Annotated in this window: 23 protein-coding genes and 2 pseudogenes; 12 read left to right on the top strand and 13 right to left on the bottom strand. The window is 59.9% G+C overall.

Going from position 1 to position 24,408, the window contains the following annotated elements; genetic code table 11:
• From ACKOED_RS01505 to ACKOED_RS01445, 13 genes are all read right to left on the bottom strand, one after another.
• The gene (locus ACKOED_RS01505; RefSeq protein WP_408914804.1) at positions 1-1,581 is read right to left on the bottom strand and encodes a GMC family oxidoreductase; all 1,581 of its coding nucleotides are present in this window, start codon (positions 1,579-1,581) and stop codon (positions 1-3) included.
• Positions 1,582-1,662: 81 nt separating this feature from the next.
• On the bottom strand, positions 1,663-2,622 hold the full coding sequence (locus ACKOED_RS01500) for a C-terminal binding protein (protein WP_408914803.1): 960 nt from the start codon (positions 2,620-2,622) through the stop codon (positions 1,663-1,665).
• Between the two features lie 8 nt (positions 2,623-2,630).
• Positions 2,631-3,620 carry an alcohol dehydrogenase catalytic domain-containing protein gene (locus tag ACKOED_RS01495; protein ID WP_408914802.1) on the bottom strand — a complete coding sequence of 330 codons (990 nt, stop codon included), beginning with the start codon at positions 3,618-3,620 and terminating at the stop codon, positions 2,631-2,633.
• A 10-nt stretch (positions 3,621-3,630) separates the two neighbouring features.
• Entirely contained in the window at positions 3,631-4,377 is a 747-nt protein-coding gene (locus ACKOED_RS01490; RefSeq protein ID WP_408914801.1) for an SDR family NAD(P)-dependent oxidoreductase, read from the bottom strand.
• Between the two features lie 42 nt (positions 4,378-4,419).
• Positions 4,420-4,836: a lactoylglutathione lyase gene (gene gloA, locus ACKOED_RS01485; protein ID WP_408914800.1), complete on the bottom strand. Its 417-nt coding sequence runs from the start codon at positions 4,834-4,836 to the stop codon at positions 4,420-4,422.
• Positions 4,837-4,871: 35 nt separating this feature from the next.
• Positions 4,872-5,504: a GntR family transcriptional regulator gene (locus ACKOED_RS01480; protein WP_408914799.1), complete on the bottom strand. Its 633-nt coding sequence runs from the start codon at positions 5,502-5,504 to the stop codon at positions 4,872-4,874.
• Between the two features lie 47 nt (positions 5,505-5,551).
• On the bottom strand, positions 5,552-7,159 hold the full coding sequence (locus ACKOED_RS01475; RefSeq protein ID WP_408914798.1) for a GMC family oxidoreductase: 1,608 nt from the start codon (positions 7,157-7,159) through the stop codon (positions 5,552-5,554).
• A gap of 10 nt (positions 7,160-7,169) precedes the next feature.
• Positions 7,170-8,234 (bottom strand): ABC transporter ATP-binding protein, encoded by a 1,065-nt coding sequence (locus ACKOED_RS01470; protein WP_408914797.1) that lies wholly within the window; start codon positions 8,232-8,234, stop codon positions 7,170-7,172.
• Positions 8,235-8,264: 30 nt separating this feature from the next.
• Entirely contained in the window at positions 8,265-9,365 is a 1,101-nt protein-coding gene (locus tag ACKOED_RS01465; RefSeq protein ID WP_408914796.1) for an ABC transporter ATP-binding protein, read from the bottom strand.
• Positions 9,362-9,607, bottom strand: coding sequence for a hypothetical protein (locus ACKOED_RS01460; protein WP_408914795.1), 246 nt, complete (start codon positions 9,605-9,607; stop codon positions 9,362-9,364). The genes ACKOED_RS01465 and ACKOED_RS01460 overlap by 4 nt, the downstream gene beginning before the upstream one ends.
• A gap of 2 nt (positions 9,608-9,609) precedes the next feature.
• Positions 9,610-10,476, bottom strand: coding sequence for a carbohydrate ABC transporter permease (locus ACKOED_RS01455; protein ID WP_408914794.1), 867 nt, complete (start codon positions 10,474-10,476; stop codon positions 9,610-9,612).
• Between the two features lie 8 nt (positions 10,477-10,484).
• Complete coding sequence (locus tag ACKOED_RS01450; protein ID WP_408914793.1) at positions 10,485-11,387, bottom strand: carbohydrate ABC transporter permease; 903 nt, start codon at positions 11,385-11,387, stop codon at positions 10,485-10,487.
• A gap of 106 nt (positions 11,388-11,493) precedes the next feature.
• Positions 11,494-12,840, bottom strand: a complete 1,347-nt coding sequence (locus ACKOED_RS01445; RefSeq protein ID WP_408914792.1) for an ABC transporter substrate-binding protein — start codon at positions 12,838-12,840, stop codon at positions 11,494-11,496.
• Between the two features lie 422 nt (positions 12,841-13,262).
• Here ACKOED_RS01445 and ACKOED_RS01440 point away from each other — a divergent pair.
• The 12 genes and pseudogenes from ACKOED_RS01440 to ACKOED_RS01385 form a co-directional block, all read left to right on the top strand.
• Positions 13,263-13,625 (top strand): annotated as a pseudogene (locus tag ACKOED_RS01440) (transposase); the annotation flags it as partial.
• Between the two features lie 302 nt (positions 13,626-13,927).
• Positions 13,928-14,575: an NAD(P)H-dependent oxidoreductase gene (locus tag ACKOED_RS01435; protein ID WP_408914815.1), complete on the top strand. Its 648-nt coding sequence runs from the start codon at positions 13,928-13,930 to the stop codon at positions 14,573-14,575.
• Between the two features lie 160 nt (positions 14,576-14,735).
• Complete coding sequence (locus tag ACKOED_RS01430; protein WP_408914791.1) at positions 14,736-15,605, top strand: LysR substrate-binding domain-containing protein; 870 nt, start codon at positions 14,736-14,738, stop codon at positions 15,603-15,605.
• Positions 15,606-15,894: 289 nt separating this feature from the next.
• Positions 15,895-17,331, top strand: coding sequence for an FAD-binding oxidoreductase (locus tag ACKOED_RS01425; RefSeq protein ID WP_408914790.1), 1,437 nt, complete (start codon positions 15,895-15,897; stop codon positions 17,329-17,331).
• Entirely contained in the window at positions 17,309-17,713 is a 405-nt protein-coding gene (locus tag ACKOED_RS01420) for a RidA family protein (protein ID WP_408914789.1), read from the top strand. Before ACKOED_RS01425 ends, ACKOED_RS01420 begins: the two co-directional genes overlap by 23 nt.
• Positions 17,713-18,522 carry a creatininase family protein gene (locus ACKOED_RS01415; protein ID WP_408914788.1) on the top strand — a complete coding sequence of 270 codons (810 nt, stop codon included), beginning with the start codon at positions 17,713-17,715 and terminating at the stop codon, positions 18,520-18,522. The genes ACKOED_RS01420 and ACKOED_RS01415 overlap by 1 nt, the downstream gene beginning before the upstream one ends.
• Entirely contained in the window at positions 18,515-19,426 is a 912-nt protein-coding gene (locus ACKOED_RS01410; RefSeq protein ID WP_408914787.1) for an ABC transporter permease, read from the top strand. Before ACKOED_RS01415 ends, ACKOED_RS01410 begins: the two co-directional genes overlap by 8 nt.
• Positions 19,423-20,232: an ABC transporter permease gene (locus tag ACKOED_RS01405; RefSeq protein ID WP_408914786.1), complete on the top strand. Its 810-nt coding sequence runs from the start codon at positions 19,423-19,425 to the stop codon at positions 20,230-20,232. The genes ACKOED_RS01410 and ACKOED_RS01405 overlap by 4 nt, the downstream gene beginning before the upstream one ends.
• Positions 20,229-21,326, top strand: a complete 1,098-nt coding sequence (locus ACKOED_RS01400; protein ID WP_408914785.1) for an ABC transporter ATP-binding protein — start codon at positions 20,229-20,231, stop codon at positions 21,324-21,326. The genes ACKOED_RS01405 and ACKOED_RS01400 overlap by 4 nt, the downstream gene beginning before the upstream one ends.
• 284 nt (positions 21,327-21,610) lie before the next feature.
• Complete coding sequence (locus ACKOED_RS01395; protein WP_408914784.1) at positions 21,611-22,672, top strand: PotD/PotF family extracellular solute-binding protein; 1,062 nt, start codon at positions 21,611-21,613, stop codon at positions 22,670-22,672.
• 46 nt (positions 22,673-22,718) lie between these two features.
• Positions 22,719-24,077: a cytosine deaminase gene (locus ACKOED_RS01390; protein ID WP_408914783.1), complete on the top strand. Its 1,359-nt coding sequence runs from the start codon at positions 22,719-22,721 to the stop codon at positions 24,075-24,077.
• 228 nt (positions 24,078-24,305) lie between these two features.
• A pseudogene (locus ACKOED_RS01385) lies at positions 24,306-24,408 on the top strand (IS630 family transposase); the annotation flags it as partial.

The raw sequence follows: 24,408 nt of genomic DNA, 5'->3' as shown, positions 1-24,408 counted from the left end.
TCACAGCAACGCCATTGCGCGGTCGGCGAGCGCCATGGTGGGCGCATTGGTGTTCCCCGAGGGCACAAAGGGCATGGCGGAAGCGTCAATGACGCGAAGTCCGCCGATCCCACGCACCCGAAGCCGTTTGTCCAGCACCGCCATCGCATCGCCGTCCGGGCCCATGCGGCAGGTGCTGGTGGGGTGCCAGGTAGTCTTGACCGTGCGGCGGCAGTGCTCAGCGAGATCAGACTCGCTGGTGATGTCTTTCCCGGGCAGCATCTCATAAGCGATGCGCGATGAGATCGGCTTCTGTTTCAATACTTCGCGCGCGAAGCGCAGGCCCAGAATCTCCAGGCGAAGATCATCAGCATCGGCAAGGTAGTTGTTGTCAACGAGTGGCTTGTCGAAGGGATTGCCGGAACGGAGCCTTACCGTGCCGCGTGATTTGGGCCGCAGCAGGCAGGCGTTGATCGTCACGCCATCCCGGGGCGCAACACCTTTCACATCGCCATCGAGATAGACTGTTGGCACGCAATACATCTGGAGAGTGGGACGGTCACCGCCTTCGGGATCGATATAGGCGCAGGTTTCCACGCCAACACTTGCCACGGGGCCCGTGCGGAACAGCAGATACTGAAGGCCATTCCGCACCGCCCGCCAGCCTTTGTCCTCGCCATAATAGCCAAAATGGCCGTTGGTTGCCGCGACAATTGGCACTTCATGATGATCCTGGAGATTTTCGCCGACACCCGGAAGGTCGTGCACCGGTTTGATTCCCATGGCAGCGAGGTGGGCAGCCGGACCGATGCCGGAGAGCATCAGAATTTTCGGTGTATTGTAGCTTCCCGCCGCCAGCAGCACTTCGGCCTCGCAGTGGGCCGCCCGCTCCTGGCCGTCCTTGATATAAATCGCGCCTTTACACTTGCCGTTTTCGATGATGAGCCGTGAAACAGTCGCCGCCGTCTCAATGGTCAGTCGCGGGTCTCCCATCACCTGCGAGAGATAGGCATCAACACCACTCCATCGCCGGTTGCGGTGCGTGGTGTACTGCAACGGTCCAACTCCGCTCTGCCTGGCGCCGTTGAAATCCGGATTGTAGGGCACGCCCAACGCCTGCACTGCAAGGATGTAGTCCTCCGTAAGCTGACAGATCGAGCCTGAGGGCGAAACATGCAGCGGCCCATCGACGCCATGCCATTCGTCGTTAAATTGATGATTGTACTCCAATGCCTTGAAATGCGGCAGCATATCCCTGAATGCCCAGCCACTGCCGCCGCCAAGGAAGCGGTCCCACTCATCGTAGTCGTCATGCTGCCCGCGGGTGTAGACCATGGCGTTGACCGACGAGCCCCCACCCAAGATGGCAGCCTGGCCAACCGAGGGTGCCCGGCCGTTGAGATGCTTCTGCGGCACTGGCTGGTGCATTTCGACAATTGGACTGCCACGAATGCCTTTCATCCATGCCGCGGGCATGGGAAGGAAAAACGCCGGAAGCCCAGAGGCCCGCGCCGGTCCGCGCTCGATCAGCAGAACGCGCGCATTGCGCCCCTTTACCAGACGCCACGCAGCGACACAGGCCGAAGAGCCGCCGCCGACCAATATGTAGTCATAGTTGCCAGTCACCAAGCCAGCACCTTGTGGTTCGCGGCAAGCCGCCCTAACTCTGTCATCATCGCTGCTTCACGGATTAACCCAGTTCGCCGGCTCAAGTCCAAGCAGGATCTGCCTCGCCTGCTCAGCCGCAACCGCCTGTATCGCGGACACAGTCGCTTCCGAGTACCAAGCCGTATGGTCACTCACCACGACATTCGGCAGACGGAGCAACATACTGCCATGCGGCGGCTCGTTCTCGAATACATCGAGGCCGGCGCCCCATATCCATTCCTGTTGCAGGGCATGCACGAGGGCATCTTCGTCGATCAGCGACCCTCGCGCCGTATTGATGAGCAGCGCACCTCTCCTGACGCGGGAGAGAAACGCGGCGCCGATCAGATGACGGTTTCCGGCGGTGGCGGGAGCATGAATTGTGATGATGTCTGAGCGCGCCGCAAGCTCATCCAGCGGAACAACTTCAACGCCGGCCGCCCGGGCCTGCTCATCGGACAAGTACGGATCGTTAACCAGTACGTCAGTTACGCCAAAGGCGGCAAAGCGCTTTTGCACCGCGCGTCCTATGCGGCCAAATCCCACAATTCCAAGCGTCGAGCCCGAAATCCGGCCCACCGGCTCTGCTTGCCCGATCTGCCAGGCGCCCTCCCTTACGGCCCGGTCCCGGCTGACGATACGCCGCCGCAAAGCAAGGAAAAGCGCGAGCGTGTGATCGGCTACCTCTATGTCCGCGCCATACTCCCTTACGTTTGCCACCTTGATTCCCCGCGCACGGGCGGTGTCAAGGTCGATGGTATCGACACCGATACCATAGCGCACGATGCCACGCGCCCTGTGCATGGCGGCGATATCGGCTGAATCAATCACTGTATCCCGGACGAAGATGACCTCTGCATCCGCGACGCCAGTGCGGAGAACATTCCGGTCACCCTGCCAGACAAGCCGTTCCAGGTTCAAGCCGAGCGGACCCAGCGCCGCCTCTTCGGCGATGGTTTGCCGATAGCCTGGCTCGATGATCACCGCCTTGCGCAAACCCTACCTCAGTCAATCCCAACGACAATCTTGCCAGTAATGCCGCCGGCTTTCAGGCGGTGGAGATACTCCCTGACTTGTTCCATGGAGATTTGATGCTCGATCATTGGAGAAATGCGGCCCACTGACAGTTGAGCCATGAACCAATCGCCCATGCGGGCGAAGTCCTCCTGGGTGGGCCTGTAACCCGCGCCATAGGCACCACCGAGCGCGACCTCGTGGATCGAGGCGGCATATGTATATGCCGGCGTTTCCGACAAGTCTGGCAGCGGATCGACCGTGATCAACTGACCATTATAATGGAGGAGATCGAGTGACTTGCGCGCATCCCGGGGATTAACGACCTCAAGCATGATGTCGGCGCCATAGCCCCCTGGCGTCAGCTGACGCACCGCGTCCCCGAGATCAGGCCTCCGGTAGTCGATCACATGATGCGCGCCCAGCGCCCTGACTCGTGCCTCCTGCTCAGGCCTTGCGAGAGCGATGACATGGGCGCCGTGCAAGGCCGCAATCTGCACGGCAAAACCGCCAACGCCCCCGCTGGCGCCCTGCACGAGGACCCATTGCCCCTTCTGGAGATGCGCTTTGCGCACAAGGCCCTGGAAAGCAGTGTAGCCGGCACAAGGAACAGCGGCGGCGGCTTCGTCCGGCACGCCATCCGGGATGCGTGCAATCACATGCGCGGGAACCGCCGCATATTCTGCGCATACGCCGCCGGCGAACAGGCTGTGGTGCCAAACCACACGGTCGCCTGCGCGCCATTCTGTCACTTCAGAGCCTACTTCGGCGATGATACCTGCCGCATCCAGAGCCACGACATGCGGCAAGGACCAGCCGGGAAACGCCACCCCCGCCGCCAGCTTCCAGTCCACGGGATTAAGAGATGCGGCCTTTACCTTGACCAAGACATCTTCGCGGCCAATCCTGGGTACCGGTATATCTGTGACGGCGATGCCGCCGAGATCGCCTGCGAGGTGAGATACGACTACTGCGCGCATGAACCGCTTCCTATCGAATTGAGTATCCGCCATCGATCGTCAAGGTGGCGCCGGTCATGAACCTTGCGGCTGGCGAGGCTAAGAACACCGCACCTTCGGCGATCTCATCAGGCTTGCCCCATCGCGCCATCGGCGTCCGGCCCACGATCGGGCCGCTACGTTCCGCATTTTCAACCAGGGGCTGGGTAAGCGGGGTCGCGATCCAGCCAGGCGCGATGGCGTTCACTCTCACGCCATCGGCCGCATAGGCAATCGCCAAGGACTTGGTCAGCTGAGTCACCGCACCTTTTGATGCCGCGTAGGCGGGAACCAGCGGATCGCCGAAGGTTGAGAGCATCGAGGCGATATTGATGATCGCTCCCTTTCTCGCGGCCAGCTTCTCGCGCGAAAGAAATGAGAGACGCGCGGTTGCGTTGAGGTTGACGTCCATTACCTTCTGGAACGTGTCCCACTGAAACTCCTCGACGCGCCGGACCATGCCAGCGTTATTCACCAGGACATCAAGATCGCCGCATGTCTCGATCAGGCGCTTCATCGCCATTTCGTCGGTCACGTCCGCGACAAAGGGCGCGATACCCTTGGTCCCGAGCGCCTCAGCCTTGGTGGCATTGGTCGCGGTTCCCGTAACGCGTGCGCCAAGGGCGGCGAACGCCATGGCGATGGCGAGGCCAATGCCACTGGTGGCGCCCGTCACCACCACATGTTTTCCCGAGAACAGGTCCGGCCTCCATGTTGCGCTTAAGCCTTCGCTGGTCATCCTGTCAGATCCTTTCCGGAGGCCGCATGGGCCGCACTTCTGCTATTGACGGGCATCCATCCACTCCGGCTGAACGAGTTCGACCAGATAATTGTCGGGGTCCCGGAAGAAGGCGATATGCGTGGTTCCATGCTTCATGGGACCTGGCTCCCTCGTGAAGGTGATCCCGGCGCGCCGCAGTGTGTCTGCGGTCTCATAGATATCCGCCGTCTCCAGCGCGATGTGGCCATAGGCGGTGCCGAGTTCGTAGGGCGCCGCCTGATCCCAGTTGTGCGTTAGCTCGATCACCGTATTCGAAGGCTCTTCGCCGTACCCTACAAAAGCGAGCGAGAAACGCCCTTCGGGAAAGTCGAGCTTTCGCAACAGCGTCATGCCGAGAGGGCCGGTATAAAACGCAATTGACCTCTCCAGGTCCAGAACCCGCAACATCGTATGCATCATCCGCATTTTCGCTTTCATGGCCTTAGTCTTTCTCCTTTTGCGCAGTCCGGGCTCTACTCCCCGCGGATCATCCTTACATAATGTTCCTTGGTCCGGCCAATGTGGTCGCGGAGCAGTTGCTGAGCCTCACCGATATTCCCGGCTCTCACCAAGTCGATCAGCACCTTGTGTTCCCGGTAGGAATTCTCGGCGTGAGTCCGTTGCACCGCCAGCCTGTTGCGGAGCGCGGAAAACCGGCTATTGACCATGGCCTGATATGTGGTTTCCAGCATGGGCGACTTGGCGCATTCGAGGATGGCAAGGTGGTACAATGTGTCGAGCGCCTGATATTCATGTCTGTCGCGGGCCTTGAGACAGGCCTCCATTTTCCGGAACAGTTGGTTGAGCCGTCTGAGCAAGACATCGCCGTTCCGGCGCATGGCGAGCAGAATGGCCTCTGACTCCAGTGCGATGCGCAATTCGCACAGCGCTTGGACTTCATTGATGTCGGGTGAGAACACGAAGGTTCCCGACTGTGGCCTGATCTCGAGCAATCCCTCACCCTGGAGGCGGATGAATGCCGAACGGATCGGGGCTTTGGTCACGCCATAACGCAGCGCCAACTGACCTTCCGACAGTTTCTCGCCAAGCCTGAAGTTGTCTTCAACAATATCGCTTCTCAGCCTCTCCAGCGCCACTTCCGACACCTGGCGCGGCCTTACAATCTTACCGGCGGCTTGCCTTGTTCCAACCATTAGGCCACCAGCCGTTGCCCGGTGATGAAATCAACCGCCTTGTCAGCGATGACAAGGGTCGTCGAGTTGGTGTTCCCGCTGATGATCCGCGGCATGACCGATGCATCGACCACCCGAAGCCCCTCCACGCCCTTCACCCGGAGATCAGGGGTGACGACGGCTGACTCATCCGTGGACTTGCCCATGCGGCATGTGCCGACCGGGTGATAAACCGTCTTCACATAAGCTTTCGCGAATGTCTCCAAGTCCTCCCGGGACGTGATGCCAGGTCCAGGAAAGACTTCTCGTTCTATCACGCTGCGCAGGGGCTCCGAGCCGAGAATCTCACGGGCGCGCCGCAACCCCGCGAGCGACAGGCGCAAATCCTCGGGATCTTCGAAGTAGTTCGTGTCCACAAGCGGCTGATCGCCCGGATTGCCCGAGGAAAGCCTGACTGATCCACGTGAGCCCGGCCGGAGCACGCAGGAATTCAGCGTCAGACCGTGCTGCGGCCTGATGCTCGAAACGTCGGAATCAAGATAGACGGATGGCACGCAGAATTGCTGAATCTTCGCCTCGGCCGTGAGGTCATCCGGATCAAAGAAGGAGCAAGCCTCAACCCCATTCGAGGACACCGGGCCGGACTTGAACAGCATATACTGAAGCCCGTTACGGATCTGATTGATGCCCCGGTCCTGGCCGTAATATCCCTGCTCTCCCTTGCAGAACGCCAGCACGGGGACTTCCGTGTGATCCTGAAGGTTTTGACCGACGCCCTCCAGGTCAACGAGCGTCTTGATGCCGTTTTCTTTCAAATGGAAATGGGGGCCGATGCCCGAGAGCATCAATAGCTTTGGCGTTGCGATCGCTCCCGCCGCAAGCAGCACCTCCCGCTCACAGCGGGCCTCATGCAAGACTGAGCCGTGTGAGAAAGCGACGCCAACGGCGCGGCCATTCTCGATCAGAACACGATGGACCAGCGCGCCTGTGCGGACATCCACACGGCCCGTGGAGAGTGCCGGCCTTAGAAATGCCTTTGACGCTGAACACCGTTCACCATTGTCGACTGTGAGCTGGAAAAAGCCAGTGCCTGCCTGGCGAGGCCCGTTGAAATCGGGATTGAAAGGTACGCCGATCGCCTGCGCGGCCTGCACATAGATTCGGGAAAGGTCGCAGATCTGCCGCGGGTCTGAAACCTTGAGCGGACCATTGATGCCATGCAGTTCGTTATTGTAGCGGTTATTGCCTTCCATGCGCTTGAAATAGGCGAGCAGACTCCGGAAGCTCCATTGCTCGTCTCCGGTTGCCTCGACCCAGGGTTCATAGTCGCTGGCTTGACCCCGGATATAGACCATCGCGTTTACAGACGAGCCGCCGCCAATAACACGGCCCTGGGGAACCACCGGCTCGCGGCTGTTCAACCGCTGCTGAACCGTCGACTTGTAGAACCACATGTATTTTTCAACGCCCAGAAGCTTCACGAAACCAGCCGGCATGCGGATCAGGGGCGAGTCATCATTGCCGCCAGCCTCGAGGACCAGAACGCGGGCCCCATGTTCCTTCGCGAGTTTGCCAGCCACCAAACAGCCAGAGCTGCCGCCACCAGCCACGATGAAGTCATAGATCATGTGATGCCCCCTACTCACCGTTCAACACCTCCGTTACGGCATCCGGCGGCTCAAACAGCAACAAATGGTGCGGGTCGATCGACAGCGTTATCCGCTCGCCGCGTCTTGGACGAACCGATGGCGGGGTAACCACCGACAAGCGGTTCTTGCCAACATCGGCGAAGACAATGTTCTGATCCTGGAGTTCCTCCGTGAGGAATACGGTGGCTGCAAGACGCACCGCAGACGCTCCATCGACCGTCATGAAGTGAGGCCGCACCGCCGCAACGCCATGCGCGCCAATCCTCATGGCTTGGGCGCGGACCGCCGCCGGCAACGTCACGGATTGGCCCTCGATCACGATGTGCCCGGGCGAAGCCCGATCAAAGCCATAATTCATGAAATTGATGGGGGGTTCCCCCACAAATCCGGCAACAAAAGCATTGTTCGGGCGGGTATAGATCTCATTTGGCGCACCCATCTGCTGGATTTCGCCATCGCTCATCACGATTACCCGGTCAGCGAGGGCGAGTGCCTCCTCCTGGTCATGCGTGACGTAGATCATCGTATAATGAAATTCCTGGTGGATGCTCTTGATGAAACGCCGCATGCGATAGCGCTGGCGGGTATCGAGGTGCGATATCGGTTCATCCAGAAGAAACACCGCAGGCTTTCTGACCAGCGCCCGCGCCAGGCTAACACGTTGAGACTGACCCGAGGAGAGACCGCCGGGCTTCATATGCAAGAGCGGAGTCAGTTCCATCTTTTCGGCGATGGCAGATACACGGGCATCCACCTCGTCACGCGGAGTGCCCGCGCAAACCAGGGGAAAGGCGATGTTTTCCCTAACCGTAATCGTCGAATACAGCGCGTAGGATTCAAAAGACATCGCGACATTCCGGTCGCGTGCGCGAACGCCGTTGATGACCTTTCCATTAAAGGAAATCGTGCCTCCTGAGATTTCTTCAAGACCGGCAATCATCCGCATGGTTGACGACTTGCCGCATCCCGACGGACCGAGTATGGCCACGAACTCGCCATCTGCGATGTCGAAATTTATCCCATGAACGGCCCGCACCGCGCCGTAGCGTTTCACCAGGTTCTCGGCTCTTATCGACGCCATGTTCTAAGGCCCTGCCGCGGCGTGATGAACGGCGCGATCGCCATCAAAGATATGCAACGCGCTTGATGCGAACGACAAGCCGACCAGTTCTCCATGCCTTAGCCGCTGGTCGGAACGGGTCGTGATCGAAACGGCATCGCCATCGACGTCAACGACTGCAATGTCGGCGTAACCCAGATGTTCGACGCTGGCCACACGCCCTGGAATGACGCCCGTTCCCTCCGGCGCGACCAGTCTGATCTCATTTGAACGCACGCCAATGCGTAAGTTCCACTGATCGCCGCCGCCGGTGGCAAGCGCGCCCGGCGCCTCCCCCAGGACATGACCTGACGGCGTCACCAGCATCGGCGCCCCGCCAGCCATCTGTACACGGGCCTTGATCAGGCTCATCGGCGGATCGCCGACAAAAGTGGCCACGAACGCATTGGCGGGTTGACGGTAGATTTCTTCCGGCGTTCCGGTCTGTTGGATACGGCCGTTGTTGATGACGGCCATACGGTCCGCGAGGGCGAGCGCCTCGCGGGAGGAGGTTGTTGTGAAAACGACGGTCGACTTCATATCCTGCGCCAGCGCCTTGAGTTCAGCCCGCATCCGATGACGGAGCTTGGCATCGAGATGACCGATTGGTTCATCGAGGAGATAGATGCCGGCAGGCCGTATGATGGCGCGCCCCAGGGCGACACGCTGCTTCTGTCCGCCAGACAGGAAACCAGGGCGGCGGTCCAGCACGTGACCGATACCAAGAATCTCGGCCATCTTGTGCACCCTGGACTTGATTTCCGTCTCGCCCATGCCCCGGGCGCGTAATGGGAAAGCCAGATTCTCAAAGACCGAGAGATGCGAATAAAGCGCATAGTTCTCGAAGGCCATGGCTGCGTTCCGCCGCTCGGGCGGCACCCCCAGAACCGACACTCCGTCCTGAAGCACATCGCCTGCCGTGGGCTTGGTTATGCCAGCGAAGATATTGAGCATCGTGCTCTTGCCCGCGCCCGCCGGGCCATAGAGAACCATGAATTCCTGGTCGCGGACATCGAGGGTAACCTCGCGCAACGCGAGCGTCCTTAAGCCATAACGCTTGGTGACCGCCCTGAGCGCGAAACTCATGATCCATCTCCCGACAGGAGAGCCGCAATGTCCGCATCGGCCCGTCTGCGCTCGTGGCTGCAACGGCGCCAAGCCAGCGCAAAGAAGATTGCGGCAGCCGCCACTGCCGCGAGGAGCATCAGCAGCACGGACAAATCACGCGATGCGAAGAGTGGTTCAACAAGCCCGAGCCAGGCGAACACCATCCCCGCGAAGATGAGAACCGAACGGAAGCCCGCGTCCCATGCCTGGCTGAAGTTCATCTCTAGCCCCTCACCGCGCCAAATGTCAGGCCGCGCACCATGTAGCGCTGCATGACCAAGACGAATACAATCATCGGCAGGACGCTGATGGTGGCGGCGGCGGCGACAGGCCCCCAAAGAATGCCCTGCAGGGTGAAAAAGGATTCCACGCCGACGGTCACGGTACTCACGTCCTTGCGTGTCAGGATGTAGGCGAACAAGAACTCATTCCAGCAGAAGATAAGCGTGAAGACGGCGGTAACCGCGATGCCTGGCGCCGCAAGGGGAATAACGACCTTGCGAAGCACCTTGAGCCGCGTCAGCCCATCGAGCCGGGCCGAATGCTCCAATTCGCGCGGAATGTCCTGAAAGAAGGAAACCAGAAGCCAGATTGCGAAAGGCAGATTAAAGACCGTATAGGAAATGATCAGCGCACCATACTGGTCCAGTCCCAGATGCAGAAATTTGCCAATGTCTGTCCGGCCAACATCGCGGAAGATGAGGAAATACGGAATGATCACAGCGATTGCCGGGAACATTTTGGTGGAGAGGATGAAGAACAGCACATGGCCATCGCCAACGTTGTAACGGGCGAAACTATAGGCGGCGAGCGAACCCACCACAGTAACAATGGCCGTGGAGATCACCGAGACGATCAGGGTATTCTTGATGTAGAATAGAAAGTGCTTTTCATAGATCGCGTGCGCATAGTTCTCGAGGGTTGGCGTGAACAGGAAGCGGGGTGGCGAGACCATGATGTCCTCCACCGGCTTGAGTGACGTCACCACCATCCAGAATATCGGAAACACAATCATTCCGAGAACGATCACGATCAGGCCGTAGCGGAGGAATTGCGCCGCTGCCGTGGGTTTTTGAACCTTGTAGGTCATGGCGTGGGCTATGCCTCCCCAGCTCGCGCGCTGAACTGCCGGAGGAGCGGCTTCAGCGCGAATAGGCTCGCCACCAGCATGGCATAGAGAAAGAAGATCGCCATTGTCGATGCATAGTCCATCCTGAACAGCTTGAGTCCCGTCCGGTAGAGATAGAAGGTCATCGTTTCCGTGGCTGTTCCCGGCCCGCCGCGCGTCAACACGGCAACAGCGTCGTAGAGCCGCATGCAGTCTATGGTTCGAAGCACGACGACCAAAAACAGGACTGGCTTCAGCATCGGAAAGGTCAAGACACGGAGCACGCGCCATGTTGAGGCGCCGTCCAGTTCCGCCGCCTCGAACGGCTCTTTGGGCAGGGATTGAAGCCCTGCGAGAGCAATAAGGGCGACAAAAGGCGTCCATTGCCACACGTCGAAAAGCACAACGGACCAAAGCGCGATACTGATGTCTCCCAGCCAGTTGGGTTGTGGCAAACCCATCAGAGAGAGGAAATAGTTAATCAGTCCAAACTGCGTGTCGTAGAGATAGCGCCAAAAGAGTCCTGTCACCGCGGCGGATGTTGCAAGCGGCAGGATCATGAGGCTCCGGATCACACCCTTCCCGGCAGTGGCGCCATGGATCAGAAAGGCAATGCTGATTCCGAGGATCATTTGCAGGCTAACTGCGGCGGCGGTGAATTTCACCGTAATCCAGGTTGAATCCCAAAACGCTTTATCGTGCAGAACCGTGCGGTAGTTCTCGAGGCCGACGAAGTTCTTGACTCCGCCACGGGTGAGATCCGCGAGGCGAAACGATACATCGATGGCATAGGCCAGGGGAAGCAGGGCGAAGATGAGGATAATCGCCATGGCGGGCGCGATGAGAAGGATCGAAAACCAGCGATCGCTCAGGCCTGAGTTTTGTTTCTTCATCTGCTTTCCCGGCGCGGTGGACAAACAGCGGCACAGGCCGCCTGGCGGCGGTCAGGATAGGCACCATGGCACAAAGCCATGGCGCCAACCACTGGGGCAAGGGGAGCTACTTGTTGATCGGGCAAGGCCCGCCGCAGATTTTCTCGACATCCGCGGCCAGCTGTTCGGCCGCCTGTTTTGCGGTGATCTGTCCCGCCGCGGCCGCCTGAAGCGGAATCTGCATGGTATTATAGATCTTCGCGCCGAACGGCGTGGCAAAGAGGTTGGAGTTGAAGCCTTCCGCGCTCTTCAGAATGTCGACGAGCGTCGCAAAATGCCCTGTTTTGGAGCGCATCTCCGGCGTTGCGAATGAAGGGTCGGTGAGAACGCTGGTAAGCGTGGATGTGCCGCCCGCCTTGGCGAAATCCATCTGCGCATCATGCCCGCCTATGTATGCCACGAAATCCTTGGCCATATCGGGGTTCTTTGAGCCGGCGGAGACCGCAAGCAGAAAGCCGCCAATATAGGCCTTCCCGCCGGGAGCAACCGAGGCCCCCATCTTCGCGCCAGGCACGGAGACTTCTGTGGAAGCGGCATTTGGCCACTGATCCAGGAAGAAGCCATGGGTCATGGCGATCTGACCGTCTTTCATCTGGTTCATCACGCCGTCATAGGTAACGGTGAGCGCGGCTGGCGGCGCGAATTTGAGGAGTTCCAGATAGTCCGAGAGGACCTTTTCCACGTCCGCGACTGGCACCTTTCCGTCAGCCGTCAGCCAGTCGGAACCCATGCCCCACAGCGGAGCGGAGAGCTCATCCTGGATTTCCGGAAACGGTCCCGCCATCAGACCGACGCCATAGAAGTCCTTTTCGAGCACTTGACCCTTGAGTTTGTCACCCTTCTTGCGGGTGAAGAACTCAGCGATGTCCCTGTGCTGCTTCCAGTCCTTTGGAATGCCAAGGTCATATCCATACTTGGCCTTGAATGCAGCCCTCTCGCCTTCGTCCTCAAACAGATCGGCCCGGAAGAACATTCCCGCGGTGTAGGTGTAGTAGGGGAGACCCCAAATATCGCCCTTATAGGTGACTGTCATGGCTCGCAGAGCCGGCGCTACATCGTTCAGTGCCTCGGGCTTGTCCTTGAAGTAGTCGGTCATGGGAAGGATGAAGCCGTTCTCCGCGAACTCGGCTTTCTCAGCCGTTTCGAGGGTCACCACGTCATAGGCGCCTGTCTGGCCGACCATTTCGATGACCTGTTTGTTATAGAGTTGCGAATTGTCAATATTGACGACCGTGACCTTGGCGCAGTGGGTCTTTTCGAAGCCTTCCACGAGCGCCGACATCGCGTCGGTATAGAAACCGGCGATGGTCGACCAGGTTATCGGAATCCTGTCGGCGTCATTGCAGGTTTGCGCCTGCGCCGAGGCCGACCAGAGCCCGATCAGGGCCGCCGAGATCATGAGCGCTTTCTTCATTGGTTCCTCCCAGGTTTATGGTGTTCACACTTATTTTCCGGCTTTGCATGCCGACATGTAACATGTCAGATAAGCGCCCACAAGACGTCTACTGTGCAGCGCACCAAGCTCACGGTGTCGCCTCCCTGGTCCAGGCCAGTACGCGCAAGGTACTTTTGACTTTACGGTCTGAGCCCCCTTCGCCACGCCAGATGCTGGATCGCCTGAGGCTCGTGGTCTCGGCCTCTTTCGCCAGAAGGAAGCTGCGTGCATCACCGGCGTGATGCATCTGAATTGGGGTATTTGGCCGATGCCGCTGCGGGGTCCTTGCTTCTTATGGTATCCGCTGAAATCCTCATCTCTCAGCGCTCGCTGTCAAGGCTCATCAATCCACGTGCATTCCGGCACTCACTTTGGAGCTTGCTGTTGAAGGCTGCAATGAAAGCTTTGTCGGGGGCTTTCCTAAACCCCGCTGGATGGCCGAGAAGGCGCTCACCGCCGTGATCCCTGAAGCGGAAGCCTGCCCTCGGGCTTGACCCGAAGGTGCCGGGGACATCGACCCGCCCGGCCGGCGGTCTGGTCAAGACCGTGGGCATGAGCGGCATCTCCAAAAGCCAGATCCTGCTGCGGCGGAGGCCGGGGGAGCGCGGCTGTGCGAGAAGATCGACGGCAAGGTGAAGGCCTTCTTCGAACGGCCCTATCTGTGGATTGACGCCACATACCTGAAGGTGCGGCGCGGCGGCCGTGTGGCCTCGGTTGCCGACATCATCGCCACAGGCGTCAACAGTGATGGCCGGCGCGAGGTTTTCCTGACCATGGGTCTGGATGCTCCGCCTGATTTCATGGAGTTGCTGCCGGGACTGTCCCGTCAGCTTGCAGGCTTTTGGAGGCGTTTGAAAGTTCGGAGGCAAGCGCGAGCAAGAAAGGCTTGGGGCGCGCCATCTTCTGGTCCTTGATCATGTTGCTCTCTGTCGAGCTTCAGGGCTGAAGCCGCAACTCCATCCAGAACCCACATCGGAGCGGCATGGCCGCGCCGGTCCGGGCGCGCTTCACTCTTGCGGTCCGCGCGCCCTGCCGATAAGCCAGATCGTCAGGCGAATACCATCTCATCTCACCCCGTAGTATTTACCACGCCGATAAGGGTCTTCAGTTTTCTAAGATCCGTCTTCTCCTTATTCATGCCCATCCTGTCCCTGAAAGCTTCAATTCGGCTCTGCTTCAGGCGTTGATTGAAGCCGCGCGGATCAAGGGCCATGACGTTCGGAGCATCGACCTTCATGCCGAGCGCTTCAACCCGGTCATGAGCGCCGATGGGCGCCGTGGATATACGGAAGAGAGCCAGATCCCGGCTGACCTTGCACGTCATGTTGAGGCGCTACAATGGGCCGAAGGGCTGATCTTCGTGTATCCAACGTGGTGGTATGCGCAACCAGCCATCCTCAAAGGCTGGATCGACCGGGTATGGCGGCCTGGCATCGGCTTCACCTTGCGGACGCGTGACAAGCCGATGCGGCCCGCTTTGCTCAATATCAGGCTGATCGGCGTCATCACCACATTCGGGGCGCCATGGTGGTTCTGGCCCCTTCTCATCGGCGCGCCAGGCCGCAAGATAATCCTCAGTGGACTGCGGTATTGCACGGCGCCACGCACCAAGACCTTCTGGATGGGTCTGCATGAGATGGAAAGCCAAACGGATGCGGCGCGCCGCCGTTACCTGGACCGCGTCCGGGCCCGCATCTCCCATATTCCCCTCTAGCAATGTCACAGGCGCTTTCAGGCGCCGCTTGCTCCAGCCCCGTCAATCGAGGCAATATGGCAACAACGGAGATGGGTAAACGCGCTGACGCCAGGGTGTGATGTGCCGGTTTTCGGCTTACTTTCCCTGTCTCCGGAGTTATTCGGTCAAGAGCGCCGCAATGAAATATCTTCCGCCCCTGAATTGCATCCGTTCTTTCGAGGCGTCGGCCCGGCACCTGAGCTTCACCCGCGCCGCCGACGAACTGCGCATGACCCAGGCGGCGGTCTCCGGTCATGTCAGGATGCTGGAGCAGTTCATCGGGCGCCCGCTCTTTTACCGTGCACCACGGACCCTGATGCTAACCGAGGCAGGCAACGCCTATCTCCCCGCCGTGCAAAGGGCGCTGTCGCAGATCGATTCGGCGACTGGCCAGCTGCAGACGGTACGTCACCGAAAGCAGGTGGCCATCGCTTGCCCTTCCAGCCTCGCCACGAACTGGCTACCCCAGCGCCTGCGCGCGTTTTCAGACCAATACCCCGAGGTCGAGATAACCGTTCATGCCACGATATGGTCCGAGACGACGGAGCAGGTTGTCGATCTGCGGATCGCGCCGCGCCATAAAAGCCAGCCGCTCGCCGGTCAAAGCCTTGGCGAGGAACGCCTTGCCATGGTTTGCCACCCCGACTTTCTGAACGGCGCTGAGGCGTTGGTTTCGCCAGCAGATGTCCGTCGCAAGGGCTTGATCCATATCCTGAACCGGCAAGAGCTGTGGGAGGCCTTTGCCCGCCATCACGGCATTGCGGATTTGCCGTTGGTGCAGGGGTTGAAAGTTGACAGCTCGAATGTGGCCTTGGAAATGGCGGTCGCAGGCATGGGCTGCGCCGCCATACTCGCCTCGCTGGCGAAAAGCCATCTGCAGCGCGGCTTGATCGTCGAGCCTTTTCAAGCCGATATTCCAAGCGGCTGGGGTTATGACTTGCGCCCCGGCGAACTGCCGCCAACCTGGGCAAGTGAACGGCTCAGCGCTCATCTCCTGAAGAAAGCGTGAGATGAGATGGAACGGTGGCGGCGCCATGCCTGTTCTGGCCATGCGGCACTGGCAAAAGGATTTTGATCGCCAGGCCATCGTTTTCCTTTTGTCCGGAGACCGAAGGAAGGCCCTAACTTGACGGTTCACCGGCCGACAACCGGCCCGCAGCAAGGACCATGACGGTGGCCAATTCAGCGCTCTCGCTTCAAGAGACTGTGCAGAACTACTTCCGCCTGCCGTGCCCGGGCGGCGGTGCATTTCACGCCGATGGCCACCAGAGTCATGCCTCTTCAGCAGCCCTCCAAACATGAAACGAATTGATGAACTGACCGCCGCTTTGGGTTCGATCCCTTGCGAGACCAACCCAAGGCTCGTTGCCCAGCGCAGCCGCGACTTCTATTGGTACTCACCGGTTCTGAAACGGCAGCTTGATGGCGTCACCGGCGACATTGTCATCAGCCCTCGCAGCGAGGCGGAAGTCGTCGACGTTCTTGCGGCCTGCTACCGGCTGGATATTCCGGTAACGCCGCGCGGCGGCGGGACTGGAAATTATGGTCAGGCGATGCCCCTGTCCGGCGGCGCCGTGCTCGATCTTCGCAATATGAGCCGTATCAGCGGGATCGAAGCCGGCGTGGTGTCGGCCGACGCGGGCGCCATCATCCATGACATTGACCGCGCGGCGCAGGCCCACTCCGGCCAGGAACTCCGCATGCATCCGTCAACGGCGCGCAATGCCACTATCGGCGGCTTTATCGCCGGCGGTTCGGGCGGGGTCGGCTCTATCCGCTGGGGCACCCTGCGCGATCTTGGTAACGTCATCAGCGCCCGCGTCGTCACCATGGAAGCTAGTCCACGCATTCTGGCTTTAACGGGCTATGACCTCCACAAGGTTATTCATGCCTATGGCACGAATGGCATTATCACCAGCCTCGAACTGCCGCTGACGGCTGCCTATGACTGGATCGACACGCTTGTGACGCACGATAGCTGGCTGCGGTTGAACCAGTTTGCCGATGTGCTGGCCCGCCAGGACGGCTTGCTGCTGAAACAGCTGTGCACGATCGAGGCGCCAACGCCGCACCGCTATTTTCTCAAGCATCAGAAATATCTCGCGCCCGGCGATCACGTCATCGTGGCGATGGTGGCGCATCATGCGGTATCGGCTTTCGAAGCGCTCTGCCGGCAAGAGCGCATGAAGATCGCTTTCCGCTCCGACATTCTTCCGGAAAGCGAAAAACGCGTTTTACCTCCCGCCTATGAACTGGCCTGGAACCACACCACGCTGCGGGCAATCCGGCTGGACCCTTCGATCACCTATCTCCAAACGCTTTACCCCAACCCCGTTCACGTGGAGAAAATCGCCGCAATGTCGGCGCTATTCGGGGAGGAGGTTCCCGGGCATGCCGAATACATGCGCTTCGAGGGCCGTGTAAGCTGTGACGGCATGCCGCTGGTGCGCTTCTCGACGGAGGAGCGCCTCGATGAGATTGTCCGAATCCATGAAGAGCATGGCTGTCCAGTCTTCAATCCTCACCGCTACACGCTCGAAGAAGGCGGTATGAAGCAGACCGACGAGGTTCAACTCGCCTTCAAGCGCATGGTCGACCCCAAGGGGCTTCTCAATCCAGGCAAGATGATTGCCTGGGACAATCCGGACTATGATTTCAACGCGCCGGGATATTATCTCTTCCCGGGCATCAAGAAGGACGGTTCGTTCCGCGATGAGATACCTTCGCTCGACTGATGCGGCCGCGCCACTGGCGCGCTATTCGCCTGGCGTGGAGATCGGCGCCGGAGAACGGCTCGTTCTGTGCTCCGGACAGCTCGCAACATCCGCAAGCGGCCAGGTGCCCGCCTCCGTGTTCGAGCAAACAACGCAATGCCTGGAAAATGCCGAGGCAGTGCTCAAATCCGCCGGCTTGGACCGCCGTGCCGTGGTGAAGCTCACAGCCTATGTGACCGACCGCAGTCATCTCGGCGACTACATGGCGGCGCGCGACGCGTTCTTTCGTAACCGGCAGGAGCCGCCAGCCTCGACGCTGTTGATCGTCTCAGGCTTTTCTCGGCCCGAGTTCCTCGTGGAAGTCGAAGTGATGGCCGCAGCTGACTTCCGGGAAACGGTCTGATGAAAAGAAGCGTTTTCTGGGAGGAATTGACAACAGCCGACTTCGCCGGCGGCAGCGACCGCGAATGGATTGCCGTGCTTCCCGTCGCCGCTATCGAACAGCACGGACCGCACCTGCCGCTTTTCACCGATGCCGCTATTGCTCAGGGATTGATCAGGCGGGTAGCAGGCATGCTTCCGCCTGAACTTCCAGCCGTGTTTCTGCCGGTACAACCAATAGGCAAATCTAACGAGCATGCCGATTTTGCTGGCACGTTGACACTTTCCTGGGAAACGGCCGTGAAGAGCTGGATCGAAATCGGCGAGAGCGTGTTCAGGGCGGGCATTCGCAAGCTTGTCATCGTCACATCGCATGGCGGGAACATACCGGTGATCGATATTGTTGCGCGCGAGCTCCGCATTTCGCATCGTATGCTCGTCCTCGCCACCAGCTGGTCGCGCCTCGGGTTTCCGCCTGGCCTTCTCAGTGTCGAAGAAATGTCTTGCGGCATTCATGCGGGCGATGAAGAAACTTCCATGATGCTGGCGCTCCGGCCTGATCTGGTGCGCATGGCGGTGGCGCAGAACTTCATATCGGCCCAGCAGTCTTTTGAGCGGGAATTCGCAAGACTGCGCGGCCATGGGCCCGTGCAATTCGGCTGGAAGATGGGCGATCTCAACGAACAAGGCGCAGCTGGCAACGCCGCAGCGGCTACGGCGGAGAAGGGCTGGGCCCTCATCGATCACCGGGCGGCGGGCTTCATTGATGTGCTCCGCGACACGATGAATTTCAATCCCGGATGGTTACGGTCGGAGCCGTTTCATGAATGAGCCGCGCCAGGCCATGACGGGGGCGCCCTACCGCCAGCACTCCGCTGATACGGAGGGCGCACGGCAAGGTCTATTCCTCATCAGCCCGGCCGTCATCTACGCCGTGGCGCTGATGGCAGCGCCGCTGTTCACCATCTTCGCCTACTCTCTGCTCGCCGCAGGGCCGGAAGGCGCTGGCGCCGCGCTTTCACTCGGGAACTACGCCACTATCGCCGCCGATCCGATCTACCGCGCCATCCTGCTGCGGACACTGATCATTTCCTTCGCCGTGACGGCCGTAACGGTCGCGGTGGCCTATCCCATCGCTTATTTCGTGAGCTTCCACGTCAGCGCCCCGCGAAAGCCGCTCTGGCTATTCCTGATCACCATACCGTTCTGGACGAGCTACATCATACGGGTCTTCCTGTGGAAGGTCATTCCCGGCTATGGCGGCGTCATCTCCTCGGCGCTCGAGGTTCTGGGCATCACGTCCGAGCCGATGTCCTTCATGCTCAATGCGACCATGGCCATGATCGTTACGCTGGCACATGCCTATGCGCCGTTCGCCATTCTTCCGATCTTCGTCGCCCTGGAGAAGATTGACAGATCGTTGCTTGAAGCCGGGCGGGACCTTGGCGAGACGGCAGCCGGAACTTTTCTTCGTGTAACCCTTCCCTTGTCGATGCCGGGGGTGATTGTTGCGGCGCTGATCGTCTTCATTCCTACCTTCGGCGATTATGTGACGCCAGACCTCATCGCCAGCGGCAAGTTTCCCATGATTGCCAACTTGATCGAAGTTCAGATGCTCAAACTGAATGACAGAGGAATGGGCTCCGCCGTCGCTGTCGTCGCAATGGCGGCCATCGTCCTCGCCAGCCTCGCTGTTCTGGCGCTCAACCGCAAGTTCCTGAGAGGCCGCGCATGACGGCTTGGAGCGGTCTGCGGGCCTATGCGGTCCTCTATCTTCTATTTCTATACGCGCCCATTCTCTTGCTGCCGGTGTTTGCCTTCAACGACTCGAGCGTCATTGCGTTTCCGCTGTCCGGTTTTACCGGCCGTTGGTTTGCCACGATGCTAGAAGATGATCAGCTGCTCTTGGCGCTGCGCAACTCCCTCGTGGTTTCAGGCTCGACGGCCGTCATCGCCACTGTTCTTGGTGCTTTGGCGGCTCGCGGCGCGACGCGCTACCGTGTCCCGTTCAAGGGTGGACTCGTCGGTATGATCATGCTGCCGATGGTGCTGCCCAACATTATAATCGCCATGTCGATCCTTGTGGTGCTGTTGATGACCGGAATTCACCTGTCGCTCTGGACGATTGTCGTGGGGCACGTGCTGATCTGCATTCCTTTTTCGACCGCAATTCTTTCGACAGCCTTCAACTCCCTTGACAGGTCGCTGGAGGAGGCCGCCCGTGATCTCGGCGAGACGCCGGCGTCGGCGTTCCGCCTGATCACTCTGCCATTGGTCATGCCGGGAATCGTTTCGTCGATGCTGATGTGCTTCACAATCTCGCTTGACGAATTCGTCATCGCCTACTTCCTCGGCGGCACGAATACCCCGCTCGCAGCCTATATCTATGGCCAGTTCCGGTTCCCCGCGAAGGTGCCGGCGATGCTGGCGCTCGGATCAATACTGGTGTTGCTCTCTGTCATGCTAATCGGCGTTGCCGAATATCTCCGGCGGCGCGGTCTTGCGAGGATTGGCGGCGCCGGAGCTGGAGGCATTCGTTGAGCGGCGGCAACCCAGTCATGATCGAGCTCCGGGATGTGCACAAGAACTACGGAGACTATCGTGCTCTGCGCGGCATTAGCGCTGCTATCAGGCCAGGCGAATTCTTCTCGCTGCTCGGCCCATCGGGCTGCGGAAAGACCACGTTGCTGCGCACCATAGCCGGTTTCGAAGCGATCTCATCGGGAGCGGTCCTGATTGATGGAAAAGACATGGCGGCGGTTCCGCCAAATCTGCGGCCTGCCAACATGGTGTTTCAGAGCTACGCTATCTTCCCGCATCTCTCGGTAATGCAGAATGTCGCATTTGGGCTGCGGCGGGACGCGCGCCCAGCCTCGGAAAAGCAGCGTTTGGCCGCCGAAGCGCTCGAAATGGTTGGCTTGAAGGATTTCGAGCGGCGAAGCACGCAAGCGCTGTCGGGCGGCCAGCGACAGCGCGTGGCCTTGGCGAGGGCGCTGGTTCTGAAGCCAAAAGTCTTGTTGCTGGATGAGCCGCTGTCAGCGCTCGACAAGAAGATGCGCGAGCAGATGCAGCTTGAGCTGATCAGGCTTCAGAAGCAGGTGGGCATCACGTTCGTTCTGGTAACTCACGACCAGGAAGAGGCCTTGATCATGTCAAACAGGATCGCCGTCATGTTCGACGGAGAGATTGCCCAGTTGGACAGCCCGGAGATGCTTTACCGGCGGCCAAATTCCCGGCGTGTGGCTGAGTTCGTCGGCACCATGAACTTCGTCGCCGCTCAAGTTGCGTCGGAGGCTGGCGGCAAGATTGAGGCCGACGCGCAGGGCTTTGGCCGCGTTACGCTCGATACGGGTCAGGTTGCCGGCGGGCTATCCACCGGCCAGCCAAGCATAGGCTTCAGGCCAGAAACTCTGAGCATACTTCTTGAAGGCCAGAAGGCGGCAGACCGGGAAGCGCACGCCACGGTCGTCGATGTACTCTATTACGGTGGCCTGACCTATTATGATGTGATGCTGGATGGCGCCAGCCAGCCAGTCCGGCTTTCAGTGCGCAATGCCTTCGGCAGGCCTGTTCTGGAAGCGGGTGCGCGCACCCGGGTGGCGTGGAGCCCTGGCGCTCTGACGCTTTTTTGCTAGTGGCTCCTGTTTGCGGAGAAGGCGCGCCCGCCGGACGGCGGCGCCGCGGTCAGCCAATATAAAAACGTCGGCGTGGGCGTCGATTTTCTTGCGGGAGGCCGGCAGCGGATTAACTAATATGACCGGACGTCCGTTCTCTGAGCGGGAGCGTTTCCATGTTTACCGGCTCGTCGCGCGTGGCGCTCCGGGAAGCGATGAAACGAATATGCCCTGATCCATCGCGGGTTCCGTCTGCGATAGCTTCAGTCTGTGTCCCCATTGGCTTGCAACAGGAGTGACCTGAAATGAAGAAATTAACACGGTTGCTGTTCGGTTCGTTTCTCTTGGCCTTCGTTGTCCCAGCCCATGTCCCGGCCCATGCGGATGATCCCGGGCTTGTGGTCACGGACTGGCCGGGCTTCGATATCGAGGGGCTTTACGCCGCCTACAAGGAAAAATGGGGCGACCGGCCGACCTATTCCTTCGTCACGTCGGATGACGAGACGTTCCAGAAGGCAACCTCAGGTGTTGGCGCGGATGTTTCTCACCCCTGTGCGATGATGGTGCCGAAGTACCGCGCGGCCAATCTGATCGAACCATGGGATGTATCGAAAATCCCCGAATTCCAGAACATTATGCCAGAATTCCTGAAGTCCAGCGTGATTAAGGATGAACAGGGAGTCTGGATCATTCCGGCGGACTGGGGCGCCACCGCCATCGCCTATAACACCGAGAAGGTGCCGGCCGAGGATGTTGCGTCGCTGCAAGTCTTCACGGATCCCAAATATGCGGGCCGCATCACCTTGCCGAACGCGGCCGACGATGTCTGGGCGCTCGCCTATCTGGCGACGGGCGTCACCGATTGGACGCAGGTGACTGAGGAGCAGTTCAACGCCGCCAGGGACTGGTTGCGCAAGGTGCATCCGCACGTACGGGCCTACACAAGTTCGGGAAGCGAGCTGGTGCAGCTGATGAAATCGGGCGAGGTGCTGGTGGCATGGTCGTGGCCTGATGGCGTGGCGCTTTTGCGAAAGGAAAATTTTCCGGTCGGTTACCAGCGCACGCCCAAAGAAGGCGTCACCACCTGGTTCTGCGGCCTGATCAACCTCAAGAACGGCAAGGGCAGCGAGGAAAAGGCCTATGACTATGTCAATTCCTGGATCAGGAAAGAAGCTGCCGCTGCGCTGGTCAATAACGTTGGCTACGGCCACGCCAATGCGGAAGGCATGAAGGCGATCGACCCGAAGACCCTGGATGCCGCCGGCCTCGGCCCTATCGATGGGCCGACGCTGCCGCAACTTCCGTTCGATGTCGCTTTGCGCGACAGGCAGGTCGCCGAGTTCGAAAAGATCAAGGCTGGCTTCTGATCGGGCGGTGAGAGGCCGGAGCTGAAGGCTAGGCGGAGATAGGCTGATGCGGGCTGAGCCGCCACTGTCCATCCCGGCAAACAGCCGCTTTGTTATGGAAGCGGCGCGGGTGCCGGCGGAGGTAATTCTTAACCCTCCCGCCGGCGCCGTCCGCGACTCCGAGGGCGCGCTGCTGCTGGACGTGCTCATCGACCGGGGTCAGGTTGCCGGGCTGTTTCCCGCCGGAACGGGACCCAGAGATTGCTCACGCATAGCTCTCCATGGCCGGCAGCTGTGGCCAGCTCTCATCGACATGCACACGCACCTGGACTGCGGTCAGGCGATTCCCCGGGTGCGGGCGGACGGTACGATCCACGGTGGCTTCTCGCAGACCGCGGCGGATTGGCCGAACTGGACGGAAGAAGACATGACGCTCCGCATGGAGTTCGGCATAGGCTGCGCCTACGTGCATGGCGTTGCCGCAATCCGTACCCATGTTGACAGCGAGACCCTGGCCATGTCGCGGCGTGGCTACCAGGTCTTCGAACGCCTGCGCAGCAAATGGCATGGGCGGGTCGCACTGCAGGCCGTGACGATTGCCGCCATGGAGGCGTGGATTGGCGGCGAAGCCCGCGCGCTGGCCGACCTGACAGCCAGCAAGGGTGGGATTCTCGGCGGGGTCACGGACACGCTGGAGCGCGGCGAGAACGGAACTTACGACACCCTTGATCATGCTCTTGACCGCATGTTTGCCTTGGCGAAGGAACGGAACCTGGATGTCGATCTGCACGTCGACCAGACTGACGATCTTTCAGCCTTCACCATCCCGCGGATCGCTGAGGCGCGGTTGCGCAGCGGTTTCCCGGGACGTGTGGTGCTTGGCCACTGCGTGAACCTCTCCCTGCAGCCGCCTGAAGTCATTGAAACGACACTCGCACTTGCAAAGCAGGCAGATCTGGCTTTTGTTTCGATGCCGACGCCCATGATGTATTTGATGGATCGTCAGCGAGGCCGCACCCCGCGCTGGCGCGGCGTGACCGCCGCCAACGAGATTCGCGCCGCCGGACTGCCCCTTGCCATTGGTGGCGACAATTGCCGCGATGCCTGGTTTCCTTATGGCGATCACGACATGCTTGATACGCTGAAACAGGCCATCCGGGTGTTTCAGGCCGATGAACCTCTGACAGGGAGCATCGCCATGGCATCGCGGGTGCCGGCCGACCTCATCGGCCGCCCGGACCTCGGCAGGATCGGGACCGGCATTCCGGCCAATCTGATCATCTTCTCGGCCCGGAGCCTCAACGCGCTCCTGAGCCGTGACCAGCCAGACCGGATCGTGCTCAGCGGTGGACGCCAGGTCAACGATCCACTGCCACTGCATCATGAACTGGAACGCGCACTTGGATTGCCGGATTATGAAATTTGATGGTTCGTAAGGATCATTATGCATGGATCATCCTGACCACGAACTTGCGCGATCATGCAGCCTGCTCCGCACTTCATGACCGAGAGAGTTAGCCTCCAGCCCCGTTCCCTCCGCCACTTAGAGCATTTTGACTTTAGAGCGGCACCCTATCTGAATGAATCTTTTTGGGATTCCCAAATCAGCGAGAAAATGATTCACACTGTCTGCCGGGTTTGGAGGCCGGCAGTCATGTCGAAAGCGCTGTCACTCGATCTCAGGGTCCGGGTCCTGGCCGCCGTGGAGGCCGGGGCAACACATCGCGAAGCTGGCGAACGCTTTGGGGTCAGCCCGG

It is taken from the genome of Aestuariivirga sp., from assembly GCF_046093005.1.
In the GTDB taxonomy this organism is placed as follows: Bacteria; Pseudomonadota; Alphaproteobacteria; order Rhizobiales; family Aestuariivirgaceae; genus Aestuariivirga.
This window is presented reverse-complemented; position numbering and strand designations above follow the sequence as displayed.